The following is a 16549-nucleotide window of genomic DNA, read 5'->3' as shown; positions in this document are numbered from 1 at the left end:
ATCTCCTACAATTACAGATAGCGGTTGTTGTTCGGTAGTACAGTATCCTCCGCATGCTTTAACGCATCCTCTACTACATTGATTTCGAGGAATGAAGTCTTTGTACCCGCTTTACCACTACTCAAATACCCTACCATGTCAGTTGGCTGCAGGCGACCCTCTTTCAACAATCGGCGCAATGCTGCAAAATAATATTCCTGTCCGTTTGCCAATTCCGGCATATAGATAGCCTCCACTCCGTAAGAAAGAGCCAAATGACGCATTGTCTTTTCCTTATAGCAGATAGCCAACACCGGATATTTTCCACGGAAAGCAGCCAAATTACGGGCAGTACGCCCACTATAACTGTCAGTTATGATAGCACGTATCTTCAATTTAGAGGTAGCTTTCACAGCCTGTTTGGCAAGGAACGCTGTTACATCATTACTATTCTCATCCAATGGGATACGAATGTCATTCTCTTGCAGTTTATCCTTTTCAGCCTGGGCTGCGATTTTAGTCATCGTTTTTACCGCATCCACCGGATATTTTCCATAAGCAGTCTCACCGCTCAACATCAAAGCATCCGTACGATAATAGATTGCATTGGCAATATCAGTCACTTCCGCACGAGTCGGACGAGGATTATTTATCATTGTATGGAGCATCTGAGTAGCAACGATTACCGGTTTCTTGGCAAGGATACATTTCCGGATCAATACACGCTGGATTCCCGGGATACGTTCCTGAGGCACTTCGATCCCCAAGTCACCACGGGCAACCATTACGCCATCTGCCACTTCCAGAATTTCATCAATATTATCCACCCCTTCCTGGTTCTCTATCTTAGCAATAATCTTGATATCACTGTTGTGAGCATCCAGAATTTCACGGATATCAAGTACATCCCGGCGATTACGCACAAAAGAATGAGCAATAAAGTCGATATCCTTCTCGATAGCATAGAGGATATTATTACGGTCTTTCTCCGTTAACGAAGGAAGATTGATCCGAACCCCCGGCACATTCACGCTTTTGCGACTGCCCAAAGCAGCTTCGTTCTTCACTTCACAAAGCAGATAATCAGCAGTCTTATCAATAACTTCCAGTTCCAGTTCGCCATCATCAATCAAAATCGTACCACCGATATTCAAGTCAGACACAAAGTTCGAATATGAAACAGCAATACATTCACGAGTTGTTTCCAAATCCGGATTACCTACAATCTTTACTTTCTCTCCTATTTTATAGAGAATCGGCTCCGCATTAGCCGTTGTGCGAACCTCCGGACCTTTTGTATCCATCAAAATCGCAATACGGTTAGACACAGCACGTACATTTGCAATCAAAGCTTCAAAACCTTCACGACTAGCGTGCGCTGTATTCATACGCACAACATTCATCCCAGCTTCAAACAACTGTTTGATAAAATCCACATCACAACGTCTATCCGAGATGGAAGCCACAATCTTAGTCTGTTTCAACAACATAATCTTTTTACCTATTTATATTATTACCTTATTTATTACCTATCCAATTCATTACCTATCCAATAAAGCTTCCAAAGCCAAGCGGTACGAATTTAGTCCAAAGCCACAAATCACTCCCTTACAAGCACAAGCAATCATCGACACATGCCGGAAAGACTCGCGACTATGCACATTGGAAATATGTACCTCAATCACCGGAGATGTCACAGAACGAATGGCATCCTGCAAAGCTATGGAAGTATGTGTATACGCACCCGCATTCAAGATGATACCATCCGCATCAAATCCCACCTGCTGTATGCAATCTATCATCTCCCCCTCAATGTTCGATTGAAAATAGCCGATCTCCACGTCAACGTATCTTTTACGAAGATCAGCCAAGTAATCTTCAAATGTAACGCTTCCGTAAATGGAAGGTTCACGCTTACCCAACAGATTAATATTCGGGCCATTAATAATTTGTATCTTCATCGCGCAATCCTGTTTTTTTTATACCTTTGTATCTGAAAGGATGTGCAAAGGTAGAAAAAAGAAATGGAAATCAACGAAAAAAAGCATAAGAAGGAGCAACAAGAGCTGATAATCAGAAAGTATCAGCAATATCTCAAACTGGAAAAGTCTTTATCTCTTAATACGCTGGATGCCTACCTTACGGATCTGGACAAACTGATGAGCTTTCTGACATTGGAAGGGATTAACGTATTAGACGTATGCCTGTCCGATCTTCAACGTTTTGCGGCCGGATTACATGACATCGGTATTCATCCCCGTTCACAAGCCCGCATCTTATCAGGAATCAAATCATTCTTCCGTTTTCTTATCATTGAAGACTACTTGGAAGCAGACCCCAGTGAGCTATTAGAAGGACCAAAGATTGGCTTTAAGCTTCCCGAAGTACTGACTGTGGAGGAAATTGACCGGATTATCTCTGCCGTCGACCTCAGCAAAGCCGAGGGACAGCGAAACAGAGCTATTTTAGAGACATTATACAGTTGCGGGCTTCGCGTATCGGAGCTTGTCACCCTCAAGCTGTCCGATCTTTATTTTGATGAAGGTTTTATCAAAGTAGAAGGAAAGGGAAGCAAGCAGCGACTCGTCCCCATTTCTCCGCGGGCCATCAAAGAGATAAGACTTTACATACCAGACCGCAATCAAATTGAAGTGAAAAAAGGGTATGAAGATTTCGTTTTCGTCAGTCAACGAAGAGGTAAAGGTCTTTCCCGAATTATGATCTTTCACATGATAAAAGAATTAGCGGAGAAAGCGGGTATTACCAAAAACATCAGTCCGCACACTTTCCGGCATTCCTTTGCCACTCATCTATTGGAAGGTGGAGCCAATCTACGAGCCATTCAATGCATGCTCGGACATGAATCTATTGCAACAACAGAAATCTATACACACATCGATCGCAACATGCTTCGCAGTGAGATTATTGAGCATCACCCACGAAATATCAAGTACCGGAAAGAAAAAGAGAAACTATTTCATTAAATTATAATAAAATCGCCCCTTTATCTATATATTTATTTTAAGAATTAATATCTTTGCGTTACTTTTTCTGCATTGAGTGGAAGAAGGTTGGCGAATAGACGATATTTCAATTATAAACATTTAATTTATACCTAAAATGACTAAGAAGTTGTACTTGCCTTTACTCATGGCAATGGTTGTTGCATTATTCTCTTCTTGCAGCAAAAAAATGGGTGAATTATCAGCTGACTACTTCACTGTTACTCCGCAAGTGCTGGAGGCAGTAGGTGGCAAAGTCCCTGCAACCATCAATGGAAAATTCCCTGAAAAGTATTTTAACAAAAAAGCGGTTGTTGAAGTAACTCCGGTTTTAAAATGGAACGGTGGCGAAGCTAAAGGCCAACCAGCTACTTTCCAAGGTGAAAGAGTGGAAGGTAACGACCAGACTATCTCTTACAAGATGGGCGGTAGCTACACCATGAAAACTTCCTTCGACTATGTTCCTGAAATGGCTAAGTCTGAACTGTACCTCGAATTTAAAGCTACTATCGGTAAGAAAGTGATTACGATCCCTGCTGTGAAAGTAGCTGATGGTGTCATTTCTACTTCTGAATTAGTTAACAATACATTAGGTAATGCAAACCCTGCATTGGGCGAAGACGCTTTCCAACGTATCATCAAAGAAAAACACGATGCTAACATCATGTTCTTGATCCAGCAAGCTAACATTCGTTCCAGTGAGTTGAAGACTGCTAAAGAATTCAACAAAGAGGTAGCTAATGTAAACGAAGCTGCCAACAAGAAGATCAGCAACATCGAAGTATCTGCATACGCTTCTCCTGATGGTGGTGTAAGCTTGAACACTACGCTTGCCGAGAACCGCGAAAACAACACAACCAAGTTGTTGAGCAAAGACCTGAAGAAAGCCAAAATCGACGCTCCGATCGATGCCAAATATACTGCACAGGACTGGGAAGGTTTCCAGGAACTGGTTTCAAAATCTAACATCCAAGACAAAGAGTTGATTCTCCGCGTACTGTCAATGTATCAAGATCCTGCACAAAGAGAACAAGAAATCAAAAACATCTCTTCAGTTTACAAAACTCTGGCTGACGAAATCCTTCCTCAGTTGCGTCGTTCTCGTTTGACTTTGAACTACGAAATCATCGGTAAGTCTGACGAAGAAATCGCTAAGCTGGCTTCTTCCAAGCCTTCCGAACTGAATGTAGAAGAATTGCTGTATGCTGCTACGCTGACTAACGATCCTGCTAAACAAGAAGCGATCTATGCTCAAGCTACCAAACAATTCCCGAACGATTACCGTGGTTACAACAACTTAGGTAAATTGGCTTACCAGGCCGGTAACGTTGACAAAGCAGAATCTTACTTCAAAAAAGCTGCCAGCGTTAACGCTACTCCTGAAGTTAACATGAACTTAGGTTTGGTTTCTTTGATAAAGGGTGACAAAGCTGCTGCTGAAGCATCATTCGGTAAAGCTGCCGGCACCAAAGAACTTGGCGAATCTATGGGTAACCTCTACATCGCTCAAGGTCAATATGAAAGAGCAGTTAACTCATTCGGCGACGCTAAGACCAACAGTGCAGCTTTGGCTCAAATCCTTGCAAAGGACTACAACAAGGCTAAAAACACATTGGCTAATGTAGAAAGACCGGATGCTTACACTGACTACCTGATGGCAGTTTTAGGCGCCAGAACCAACAACTCTTCTATGGTAACCAAGAGCCTGAAGAGCGCAGTTGCTAAAGATCCTTCATTGGCTAAGAAGGCAGCTACCGACCTGGAATTTGCAAAATACTTCACGAATGCAGATTTCATGAGCATCGCTAAATAATAGAATTACCACTCTATTTTAAATATTAAGCATTGCCTGTCCATTATAAACGGGCAATGCTTTTTTTTTATCCGTAAAAACCGTACTTTCGCAGAAAAGAATTCAACGCAATGAAAAAGAACAGCATTTTAATCCTTATAGTCATTTGCTTATTCGGTTGCAGCAAAACTCCCCAAAACGAAGTGAGCATAACCGGAGAAATCAAAGGATTGGGTACAGATACACTTTATCTATATGGAATGGACGAGAGACACGACCATATAGATACTATTTTTGTGAAAGACGATAAGTTCTCTTATTCAACCCCGATAGATACGATTACTTCCGCTTTTCTTCTCATCAGGAATCACACTGAATACCCTATATTCCTCGACAAAGGAAACAAGATCAAAATTAAAGGAGATATCAGCGCCCCCGAAGTCCTGACTATTGACGGAAACATATACAATCAAGAATTTACAGCCTTCCAGAAAGAGCTGAATGACCCGGATACCCCGTCCGAACAAGCATTGGAACAGAAAGCGGAAGAATTTATAAAACAGCACCCTTCCTCCTTTGTCAGTCTCTACCTTTTAGACAAATACTTTGTCCAAAAGGAGTCCCCCGATTTCAATAAGATCAAGAAGCTGATTGGAACCATGACAGGTATATTACAAGATAAACTTTATATTGAACAATTGAACGAAAGCATCTCACAGGCGGAAAAAACGGAAATAGGCAAATACGCACCGTTTTTCAGCCTGCCTAATATAAAAGGAGTACATATCACCCGTTCATCCGAAGATTTCAAAAAGAAAAATCTACTCATCAATTTTTGGGCTTCCTGGAGTGACAGTGCTTCCAATGATCGCAGTAACAGCGAGCTAAAAGAACTCTATAAGAAATACAAAAAGAATAAGTATATAGGCATGCTTGGCATTTCACTCGATGTAGACAAAGAACAATGGAAAGACGCCATCAAACGTGACACACTGGATTGGGAACAAGTATGTGACTTCGGCGGGCTTCACTCGGAAGTTGCCAAGCAATACTCCGTCAAACAGCTACCGACTAACATTCTCCTATCTGCAGAGGGCAAGATCTTAGCTAAAAATCTCCGTGGAGAAGAGTTGAAAAAGAAAATCGAGGAAGTCGTTTCCGCAGCAGAAGAGAAAGAGGCGCAGGCCAACAAAAGAAAAAAATAACCAGTAATCAAACGTGTTAATAAAAGTATTCGGAGCGGCAGTTCAAGGGATTGACGCAACCCTCATCACAATTGAAGTAAACAGCTCGCGTGGCTGTATGTTCTATCTCGTCGGCCTTCCGGATTCTGCGGTCAAAGAAAGCCATCAGCGTATTATTTCCGCACTGCAAGTCAATGGCTACAAGATGCCGACCAGCAACTTGGTGGTCAATATGGCACCGGCCGACATCCGCAAAGAAGGTTCGGCCTATGATTTACCGCTTGCCATCGGACTGCTCGGGTCCAATGAGACCATCTCTTCCGAGAAATTCTCCCGCTATTTACTTATGGGAGAACTAAGTCTGGACGGAAGCATCCAACCCATCAAGGGAGCACTTCCTATCGCCATCAAAGCGCGTGAGGAGGGATTCGAAGGATTAATCATCCCGCAACAGAATGCACAGGAAGCCGCTGTGGTCAATCAATTGAAAGTTTACGGAGTCAGCAATATCAAAGAAGTTATCGAGTTCTTCAACAACGAACGTGAACTGGAGCCGACCATTGTCAATACCCGGGAAGATTTTTATCAACAACAGAATCATAGTGAGCTGGACTTTGCAGACGTAAAAGGGCAAGAAAATGTGAAAAGAGCCTTGGAAGTTGCAGCGGCCGGAGGGCACAATTTAATCATGATAGGCGCTCCGGGCAGCGGCAAATCAATGATGGCTAAACGGCTTCCATCCATTCTTCCTCCTCTTTCACTGGGAGAAAGCCTGGAAACGACCAAGATACACTCGGTTGCCGGGAAGCTGCAACGCGGCTCCTCATTGATTGTCCAACGTCCATTCCGTGACCCTCATCACACGATCTCGCAAGTAGCAATGGTGGGTGGAGGCAGTTTCCCACAACCGGGAGAAATCAGTCTGGCACATAACGGGGTCCTATTTCTGGACGAGTTACCCGAGTTCAACAGGGGCGTACTGGAGGTATTGCGTCAACCGCTGGAAGACCGGCACATCACCATTTCCCGTATCAAAAGCACCATTAGTTATCCGGCCAACCTGATGCTTATCGCATCTATGAACCCATGCCCATGTGGATACTACAATCACCCGACAAAAGCATGCGTATGCAGTCCTGGGCAAGTGCAAAAGTACCTGAATAAGATATCCGGTCCGTTATTAGACCGTATAGACATCCAAATAGAGATCATTCCCGTACCTTTTGACAAGATATCCGATCAAAGACCGGGAGAGCCGAGCAGTGTCATCCGGCAGCGAGTGATAAAAGCCCGCCAGATACAGGAGAGACGGTATGCCGAATGTGCGGGCATTTATTGCAATGCACAGATGAGCGGCAGGTTACTGGCGATGTATGCCCAACCGGATGATGAAGGACTTGCATTATTAAAAAATGCCATGGAGCGACTCAATTTATCTGCCCGCGCCTATGACCGGATTTTAAAAGTGGCTCGCACAATTGCCGATTTGGAAGGAACGGAACAAATACTTCCCGGTCATTTGGCAGAAGCCATCAGTTATCGAAATCTCGACAGAGAGAACTGGGCGGGATAACCACCATGAATCTAAAACAAATGAGAATGGTTTATCCTGATGCCATTTCTACCGTTTTATTCGTTTATTTCGGAGATTTTGCATCTCTTTACTCTCGCAGACTTTTCAAAAACGATTTCAAAAGCATGTAAATGCCCGCAGAGATAAAAGAAACGATGTCAAAAGCATGTAAATGCCCGCAGAGATAAAAGAAACGATTTCAAAAGCATCTAAATGCCCGCAGAGATAAAAGAAACGATGTCAAAAGCGTGTAAATGCCCGCAGAGATAAAAGAAACGGTTTCAAAAGCGTGTAAATGCCCGCAGAGATAAAAGAAACGATTTCAAAAGCATGTAAACGTCCGCAGAGATAAAAGAAACGATTTCAAAAGCATGTAAATGCCTGCAGAGATAAAAGAAACGGTTTCAAAAGCATGTAAATGTCCGCAGAGATAAAAGAAACGATTTCAAAAGCATGTAAATGTCCGCAGAGATAAAAGAAACGATTTCAAAAGCATGTAAATGTCCGCAGAGATAAAAGAAACGATGTCACAAGCATGTTAAACGTCCGCGAATTTACAGCAACCGTTTCGCGAGACTGTCCGGGACCCGGAATCTTTCAGAGAATCGGTCTGTACATTCACACATTCCTTAATGGGGGGTCATTCCGGCCATTATAGCATGTTATCGACATCAGGTCTACCAAAATCCACCCTTCTATCTGCTTTTTCCGTACCGATGGAGGTTTTCCGGCTGAGAGCTGTCCTCTGCTCCGTCCTGTGAGTCGGGCAGGGACACCATTGCTCTGCGACCATATCAATTACTTTCTGATCATAACCGGACATATAGTCTTTTAGTTGGGCAAGGGCACCATTGCTCTGCGACCGTAGTTAAGTTTCAACCCTTTTTTATAAACTTCGGGACCATGCAGATCTTGGATATCCATTTCGCCCAAGTTCACGAGGATACCCCGTGCCATGAGTCCGGCATCTTCATTTTCAAGGCGTGGCAGGGTCTCTGCGGCTTTCCTCAGCTCCGGCAGGAAAGGACGGATACAGTCACGCATGTCAGGATCTAAAGAGAGGCATTCCAGTGAAGAGTACCCTATTTTTCTATCCTCTTCCTTTGCGGGAGTAATCAGGCGGGCAACACCTTCCTGACTTTTACCCAGATAGGCTGCGGCATAAGCGGCTTCGGAAGCGATGTAAGGATTACTGTCTTGGAGGAGTGCCGACAAGACTTGCGGGCAGGAAGATATTTGCTTTTCCCTGGCAAGTTTGGCACATCCTACCACTCCCCAGAATCTCATTTCAGGTAGCGGACTGGCCATTGCTTTTTCCAACACAGGCAAAGAGGCAGCGGTTGCTGTTCCTGCCGTTTCAACAAGCGTATAAAGTTCGTTCAGAGGGTATTTCTCTTCGCGCACTTTATCGTAAAGAATGTGACCGGTGCGCGAGGTGGGAAGGAAGAATCCCAAATCAACGGTGGCGCGAATATGGTTGGATAGTGCTTGGCGCATCTTGGACAAAGTCTCTGCATATTCCGGAATACCGGATAAGTCGTGCAGCTCGCCCGGATCTTTTTCAAGGTCAAACAGCATTTCTGCCGGATGGGCTTCGAAAGTCAGTTTCCAGTCGGGGTTGGTATTGTGTCCTCCCAATACCAGTTTATCCCATGCTTTGTTGGAAGGCATTCCCCATTGATAATAATTGCGCAGGGCAAACTGACGGTAAGGGATGTAACTGCGGATATATTTGAAACGCCCATCGGTAACGGCGCGTACCGGCATGAAATGGTGCAGTTGGTTGGCAGCTAATGCGAATTGCATTTCACGTTTTTCTTTGTTTGCATACTTGCCGTAAAGTGCTTTGCCCTGCATCTGTTTGGGTGGTTTTACTCCTGCAAGACTAAGTACGGTAGGTCCCAGATCCGTGAAGTTGACCAAGCCGTACTCTTTGCCTGAAGCCTGATTGGCCAAATGTTGCCATTTGGGAGGGAAATAAGCGATCAGAGGCACTCGCAGACCGCTTTCGTACAGATATCCTTTACCACGAGGCACACAACCACCGTGGTCACTGAAGAAAAATATAATCGTATTTTCATCCAGTCCTTTCTCCTTCAGGTCTTTTAGGAAGAATCCCAGCCAGGTATCTACGTCTTGTACCGCTTCCAGATGACCGGCATAGTCGGAACGTACTTCCGGCAAGTCGGGGACATAAGCAGGCAATGAAAGTAATGCCGGGTATATGCCTTCCTGCGTGTAGTCTCTGCGTCCGTCGGTATGGAAGGTACGGATGCGCCCCATGTGCGAGGTTACCGTGTTGAATACGGCGAAGAACGGTTGGTCCTTTCTTCGTTTGGGACTATTGTATGAAGCTTTATTATTGCATTCGTCCCAACATATTTTATGGTCGGTGGTAGAATTATAGTGCGTCTTGCTATTGTTTGTGCAGTAATACCCGGCTTCGCGTAATTTCTGTGGAAAGAAGATGTCAGCAGGTGTATCATAAGGCACGGGATGGATGTCCATACCGTAGGTAGTTGAATAGCATCCGGTAATCAGCGAAGAACGGGCGGCCGAACTCTGAGGAGCTACGGACCATGCGTTCATAAACTGTATGCCGCGGGAAGCAAGGCTGTCCGCATGGGGAGTATGTACTCCTCTGTTGCCGTAGCAACCGAATTCGTATGCACTGGTGTCCTCAAAGGTGAGCCAAAGAATATTGGGCTTTTCGTTTTGGGTGTCTGCCGCCTTTGTCTGTGCGGAATACAATCCGCAGAAAGCGGTACACATAAATAAAGATAGGTGTCTCATAAAACGTTAAGAATTAAGGATATTTGTTTCCTGCAGCTAAAGTAGTCCGTTTGTGCTTAACAGCGACTTTCTTATGTGTAAAAGTGTGCCAATATTGTTTTAATAAGTAAGTTTTCAACAATATTGGCATCGATTCAACAATATTACGAGAGGCTTAAACGCTCATTGACATGATATTGAATAAAAAAGAATAAAATACCGACAATAAAGGACTAATTTTGACTATTAAAATTAACCATATAGAGAAATATGAAAAACTGGTTGTTTATGATGGTACTGTTTTGCGTATCATCTTTGTCAGGACAAGTACGGAAGGTAAGTGATAACTCTTCGAATGATTCATTACGCAATGAAGCGAATAAGTTGTTGACCGAATGGATGGATGCTTTTCTGGCTCATCAGTGTACCTATTCCGATCCCGCACTTGACGGAGGTGTCTTGTGCCCTGCATGTGCCCGTATGCACGGACGTATAGGAGATGCCGTACTTCCATTGATGTACTTGGCTGAAAAGACCGGAAACCCCAAGTATCTGCTTGGAGCCAAGCGACTGATGGCGTGGATGGAAAATGTGCATCGTCCGGATGGTTCATGGATGAACGATGTACACGTCTCGGATTGGAACGGTACGACGGTATTTGCGGCGATTGCCCTTTACGAAGCTTTGCATTATCACGGACATCTATTGGATGATTCAACCCGTAATCATTGGAAACGGCGATTGGTGGAGGCCGGTGAATTTATGATGAACAACCCTTTCATTTATAGCCGGAAGCGGGAAGGCATGAGAAATATGAATGTAAACTACTCCGCTTCGGCAACCTATGCGCTATACGCTATCGGTGAAATGTGCAACCGCCCTGAGTTTAAAAAGGAAGCCGGAGAGATTGCTGCCGGATTAAAGAAATATTTTACCGCGAATGACTGTTTCCTGTATGGCGAGGGACCTAATATCACCACCGAAACCAAAAATGGCTGTCGTCCGGTGGATTTGCTCTACAACGTAGAAGAATCGCTACCCAATATGGCCTACTATGCAGTGATGGCAAACGACACGACACTGCTCTCACTTGTAGAACGTTCCATGGAAACCCATCTTGAGTTTATGTTGCCCGATGGCGCTTGGGACAACAGTTGGGGAACACGAAGCTTTAAATGGACCTATTGGGGCGGACGTACGAGTGATGGTTTCATGGGAGGTTACTATCTGATGAGCGCTCATCATCCGAACTATCCGGAAGCCATTCGCCGCAATATCCGTTTGCTGCGTAGGGCTACCCACGATGGGCTTCTTCATGGGGGAATGCACTATTTCGTATCCGGTGTCCCTCCCTGTATTCATCATACGTTTGGGCATGCCAAAGCATTGGCCTCTTTTTTGGAACAACCTCCTGTCAAAACGAATGCTTTGAAGAAGCTTCCCCGTGACTCGGTTTACGGCGTGAAGCATTTTAAGGATATTCGTACGTGGCTTTTATCCCAAGGGGATTGGCGTGCCACATTTACCGGATATGACGCTGAATATAAAGTGAAAGGAACTCATCCTATGGGAGGCGCCCTTTCGTTGTTGTGGCATGCTCAGGCAGGACCTGTATTTGCTGCGACGATGAACCGGTATCAACTGATTGAGGCTCCCAATATGCAGAGCAATGCCCGTAACTATTTGATGGGAGGAACTCCCCGAGTCGAATGGTCTCAGGAGGACGTTGTGTATAGCAATCTGGATGATTTGGATACAGACATTACTTGTCTTATGGAAAACGGATGCTGTCGGTTCAATGTGAACACCCATTTGGTGGATGTCAATCAACACGCTCCCAAGCAGGGAGAAGTACCTGTAGAGATGAATTATACCTTTTCGGAACAAGGAGTGAGCATCACCGTGGAACGTTGCCATGAATCAGCCTGCCTTATGCTACCGATTATCTCGTCGCCTGAAGAAGTGGTGAAGATAAGTGAACGAGAAGCTTGCATCAAGAAAGACAAAGGAACATTGTACATCGCTTGCGAAGCAGGACGTATAAATGTTGCACCCACAGACAGCGATGGACGGATCTTTAATCCGGTTCCCGGGTTTTCTTTGCTACCTTTGCAAATCATACCAGAAGGTATAGGCAAAAAAATACAAGTTGCTATTTATTTCCGCTAATATATTTTGTTAATTTGCATTGTAATCGATTACGACAATGAAAATATTGCAATATTTGTTAGTGTTTTTAGGAGCATTATTTCCTACATGTTACATGCTGCATGCCGATGTAACAGAAGATATTCACTTTTCCCACATAGGCTTGGAAGAAGGATTGTCGCATAGCACGATTTTCTCAATCAATCAGGATAAAGAGGGGAATTTATGGTTTGCGACGTACGATGGTGTGAATAAATATGACGGTTATAACTTTACTGTATATCGCCATCAATATACCAATCCCAATAGCATTGCCAGCGACATATCCCGTTGCATCACGGTAGATGATTCGGACAGAATCTGGGTAGGCACCCGCGAGGGGTTGTCTCTTTATAATCATCATAAGGATATGTTCTCCAATTACTATTATAAGAAAAACGGTTTGAACGTAGCCGTGACCAGTATCGTCCCGATAAAGAAAGACTGGTTGATGTTGGGGACTTCCGAAGGAATCTTGCTTTTTGACGTACAGAAAGAGTGTTTCCTTTCAGATACCTTATCCTCTTCTTTACATGGATTGCAACCGATTGTGCTGGTACGTCAGGACGATTGTATCTATATAGGTGCTGAGGGAGGTGTATATATCTATACTTTGTCGAACGGTATTTTGGAGAAACTGGTGGATATACCGGCAGGGATTAAAGTACATTCCATCCTGTGCCAGATGTTTAATCGAATATGGCTGGCTACGGAAGGAGATGGACTTTATTTGTACAACGTGAAGACAAAAGAACTGAAAAATTATCATTATGAAGATGGCAAATCCGGATTAAACTCAAACTATGTGCGTTCTTTGGCGTTAGATACGGAAAATCGCCTATGGGTAGGTACCTATGGCGGACTGAATATCTATAAAGAGGGAACGGACAACTTTCTATCCTTTAAAAGTTCGGAGATTCAGGAAGGCAGTTTGTCGCAGAATTCGGTTCGGAGCATCTTTAGAGATTCGCAAGGTGGCATGTGGCTGGGCACTTATTGGGGTGGACTGAACTATTACCATCCTTTGTGTAACCGTTTCCAGCGAATCAAACATGTTCCGTTTCTGAATTCACTCAGCGATAATGTGGTCAGTTGTATTGTGGAGGATAATAAGCATAATTTGTGGATTGGCACAAGCAATGGCGGTTTGAATTACTATGATAATGCCTCCCAACTATATAAAAATTACCTGTCCGATCCGGACAACCAGCATGTGCCTTTCAAAGATATCAAGACAGTGTATGTGGATGAGGCACAAGACAAAGTATATGTGGGAGCACACGCCGAAGGGATGATGGCTTTGCACCGTAAATCCGGTCGTATCGAATATTACAATCGTCATAACAGCAACTTGCCAAGCAATAACATCTATTCTATTATTTCAGACGGTAATGGAGGGCTCTGGGTGGCCTCGCTGGAATATCTGTTACATTTTGATGCGAACAGCCATAGTTTTACGATTGTGAATGAAGATAAAGACGGAGATCAATTAAAGCAATACAACCGCTTGCTGTTCCGCGACTCCAAGCAACGTATATGGGCCGGAGGAGAAATGGGAATTTCCGTTTTCAATCAGACAGGTACCTCTTTGCTCGCCAATACGGATTTTCAAATCACTCCTGCATTGAAGCAAGCGTTTGTAAACTGTTTCTATGAAACCTCCGGATATATGTGGATTGGTACACGCAACGGATTGTTTGCCTTAAAAGAGAATGACAAGCAGTTTCTGCAGTATACCACAGCAAACGGTCTGCCCAGCAATGTCATCTATGGGATTTTGGAAGATGCTTACAAGCGACTATGGATCAGTACGAACCAAGGGCTGAGTTGCCTGAATCCGGAGAGCGGCAAATTCCGTAATTTCACCATCATGGACGGACTGCAGGGCAATCAGTTCAATGCCGGAGCTTATTGCCGGAAAGAAAACGGCTACATGTTGTTTGGCGGAGTTAACGGTATGACTTCATTCCGTCCTGAAACGCTGGTTGATAATCCTTATACCCCTAAACCTATTATCAATAAACTGTTTGTTTATAACAAAGAGGTATTGCCGGATGATGAAACCGGTATTTTGAAGGAAAGCATTGCTTATGTAGATCATATAACCTTATCCTCTTCTCAGAATTCATTCGCCATTTCTTTTGTCGTTTCCAATTATATCGCGGGTAAACATAATACATTTGCTTACAAACTGGAAGGGTATAACGACGTATGGTACAGGCAAAATGATATCAGCCTTGTCTCTTACTCTAATTTGCCGGCAGGGGATTATACCTTCTGTGTAAAAGCAGCGAACAATGATGGCAAATGGAATGAGGAGCCTGCCATGCTTCACATACGCATATTGCCGGTTTGGTATGCTACTTGGTGGGCGCTTTCTTTATTTGCTTTGTCGTTTGCCTTGCTGGTGTTCGGTATCGTACGGTTCTTCTGGTTGCGCAAGAGCATGCAGGCTGAAATTCGTATGGAGCGGCTTGATAAAGAAAAACGGGAAGAAATCAATCAGATGAAAATCCGTTTTTATGTGAACATCTCGCACGAGTTACGAACTCCATTGACTCTGATTGTCGCGCCTTTGCAGGAGTTACTTAGCCGTGTCAGCGGGCATTGGGAGCATGAACAGTTGCTTTATGTGCAGCGGAATACCAACCGCCTGTTGCATTTGGTCAATCAGTTGATGGATTTCCGGCGTGCTGAGCTGGGGATATTTGAGTTGAGAGCAGTGTACTCCAATGCTTACAAACAGGTGCTGAATTGCTTTATGAATTATGAAAGCTTGTCTAAAAGAAAGGATATAGACTATAACTTCTACACGGAGCTACAGGATAAAAATGTGCTTTTCGATGAAAACTATCTGGATCTCATTGTAAATAATCTGCTCTCGAATGCCTTTAAATACACCGAAGTAGGCGAAAGCATCACTGTGAAACTTTACATAGAAGACCTTAACCTGGTTTTGCAAGTGATCGATACAGGAATCGGCATCCCGCCGGAAAAACAGGAAAAGATTTTCGAACGTTTCTACCAAGTGGAAAATGGACATGAGGGGAGTGGCATCGGACTTTCATTGGTTCAACGTCTGGTGGAATTACATCATGGGCGAATTGTCCTGCAGAGTGAAGTCGGTAAGGGTTCGACCTTTACGATTTATCTACCGCAAGATGAATCTGTATATACACAGGAAGAGTTGCTTGGAAGTAGTGGAGATGCCGTAGAACAACGGGTATATTCTACCAACGCCAATGATGTTTATATCGGTGATGAGGAAGAACTGAAGGAGGAAGAGGATACAGAGGATGAAAGAGGCAAACGCGGCACTGTCTTGGTGGTAGAGGATAATCGGGAGTTGAGGCAATACATGGTAAAAGGTCTTTCTGCTTTCTGCAACCTGCTGGAGGCTGAGAACGGTCAAAGGGCGTTGGAAATATTGAAAGTTCAGGAAGCCGACCTGATTATTACGGATGTCATGATGCCCGTAATGGACGGTGTGAAATTGTGCAAATTGTTAAAACAGAACCTCCGTACTTGCCACATCCCGGTCTATATGTTATCTGCAAAAACAGATGTAAAGAACCAGCTGGAAGGTTTACAGGTCGGAGCAGACGATTACATAGCCAAGCCTTTTTCGATGGAAGTATTGAGAGCTAAAATTTTGAATATGTTGCGTACGCGTTATCGTATTTTTGAGCGATATTCCCAAATGACGAAAATAGAACCGGAAAAGCTTACGAACAATACGATGGACGAGGAATTGTTACGGAAAGCCATTGCTGTTGTTGAAAGGAATATGGACAATGTTGAATTTTCCACCGAGCAGTTTGCGCGTGAAATGAATATGAGCCGTTCAAATCTTCATTTGAAATTAAAAGCGATAACGGGAAAATCGGCTATTGATTTTATCCATAAAATACGGTTTAACCGGGCATGCCAGTTATTGAAAGAAGGGAAGTATACTGTTTCAGAAATCAGTTTTATGGTGGGATATAACACCCCTTCTTATTTTGCAGCACGTTTCAAGAAGTATATCGGTTGTTTGCCTACAGAATATGGAAAAAAATAG

9 protein-coding genes are annotated in these 16549 nt (G+C 43.8%); 6 read left to right on the top strand and 3 right to left on the bottom strand.

The window, feature by feature from the left end:
• Positions 1 to 11: 11 nt before the first annotated feature.
• Together pyk and aroQ are read right to left on the bottom strand one after the other, a co-directional pair.
• Entirely contained in the window at positions 12 to 1469 is a 1458-nt protein-coding gene (gene pyk, locus AB9N12_RS08305; RefSeq protein WP_369891314.1) for a pyruvate kinase, read from the bottom strand.
• 51 nt (positions 1470 to 1520) lie between these two features.
• Positions 1521 to 1940, bottom strand: coding sequence for a type II 3-dehydroquinate dehydratase (gene aroQ, locus AB9N12_RS08300; protein ID WP_369891312.1), 420 nt, complete (start codon positions 1938 to 1940; stop codon positions 1521 to 1523).
• A gap of 63 nt (positions 1941 to 2003) precedes the next feature.
• Between aroQ and xerD the strand changes: the two genes are divergently transcribed.
• From xerD to AB9N12_RS08280, 4 genes are all read left to right on the top strand, one after another.
• Entirely contained in the window at positions 2004 to 2963 is a 960-nt protein-coding gene (xerD, locus tag AB9N12_RS08295; protein ID WP_369891310.1) for a site-specific tyrosine recombinase XerD, read from the top strand.
• 136 nt (positions 2964 to 3099) lie between these two features.
• Positions 3100 to 4794 (top strand): tetratricopeptide repeat protein, encoded by a 1695-nt coding sequence (locus AB9N12_RS08290; protein ID WP_369891308.1) that lies wholly within the window; start codon positions 3100 to 3102, stop codon positions 4792 to 4794.
• A 110-nt stretch (positions 4795 to 4904) separates the two neighbouring features.
• A complete protein-coding gene (locus AB9N12_RS08285) occupies positions 4905 to 5978 on the top strand; it encodes a DUF4369 domain-containing protein (RefSeq protein WP_369891306.1) in 1074 nt (357 codons plus the stop codon).
• 13 nt (positions 5979 to 5991) lie between these two features.
• Complete coding sequence (locus tag AB9N12_RS08280) at positions 5992 to 7530, top strand: YifB family Mg chelatase-like AAA ATPase (protein WP_369891304.1); 1539 nt, start codon at positions 5992 to 5994, stop codon at positions 7528 to 7530.
• Between the two features lie 831 nt (positions 7531 to 8361).
• Here AB9N12_RS08280 and AB9N12_RS08275 read toward each other — a convergent pair.
• Positions 8362 to 10323: a sulfatase gene (locus AB9N12_RS08275; protein ID WP_369891302.1), complete on the bottom strand. Its 1962-nt coding sequence runs from the start codon at positions 10321 to 10323 to the stop codon at positions 8362 to 8364.
• 249 nt (positions 10324 to 10572) lie between these two features.
• Between AB9N12_RS08275 and AB9N12_RS08270 the strand changes: the two genes are divergently transcribed.
• Positions 10573 to 12471, top strand: a complete 1899-nt coding sequence (locus AB9N12_RS08270; RefSeq protein ID WP_369891300.1) for a hypothetical protein — start codon at positions 10573 to 10575, stop codon at positions 12469 to 12471.
• Positions 12472 to 12508: 37 nt separating this feature from the next.
• Positions 12509 to 16549 carry a two-component regulator propeller domain-containing protein gene (locus tag AB9N12_RS08265; protein WP_369891298.1) on the top strand — a complete coding sequence of 1347 codons (4041 nt, stop codon included), beginning with the start codon at positions 12509 to 12511 and terminating at the stop codon, positions 16547 to 16549.

This window comes from Bacteroides sp. AN502(2024) (assembly GCF_041227145.1).
Lineage (GTDB): Bacteria > Bacteroidota > Bacteroidia > Bacteroidales > Bacteroidaceae > Bacteroides.
This window is presented reverse-complemented; position numbering and strand designations above follow the sequence as displayed.

What these genes read in the sequence shown, in the direction of transcription:
- AB9N12_RS08270 (WP_369891300.1), top strand. Translation starts at nt 10,573, where the DNA reads ATGAAAAACTGGTTGTTTATGATGGTACTGTTTTGCGTATCATCTTTG.
- aroQ (WP_369891312.1), bottom strand. Translation starts at nt 1,940, where the DNA reads ATGAAGATACAAATTATTAATGGCCCGAATATTAATCTGTTGGGTAAG.
- AB9N12_RS08285 (WP_369891306.1), top strand. Translation starts at nt 4,905, where the DNA reads ATGAAAAAGAACAGCATTTTAATCCTTATAGTCATTTGCTTATTCGGT.
- xerD (WP_369891310.1), top strand. Translation starts at nt 2,004, where the DNA reads ATGGAAATCAACGAAAAAAAGCATAAGAAGGAGCAACAAGAGCTGATA.
- AB9N12_RS08265 (WP_369891298.1), top strand. Translation starts at nt 12,509, where the DNA reads ATGAAAATATTGCAATATTTGTTAGTGTTTTTAGGAGCATTATTTCCT.
- AB9N12_RS08275 (WP_369891302.1), bottom strand. Translation starts at nt 10,323, where the DNA reads ATGAGACACCTATCTTTATTTATGTGTACCGCTTTCTGCGGATTGTAT.
- pyk (WP_369891314.1), bottom strand. Translation starts at nt 1,469, where the DNA reads ATGTTGTTGAAACAGACTAAGATTGTGGCTTCCATCTCGGATAGACGT.
- AB9N12_RS08290 (WP_369891308.1), top strand. Translation starts at nt 3,100, where the DNA reads ATGACTAAGAAGTTGTACTTGCCTTTACTCATGGCAATGGTTGTTGCA.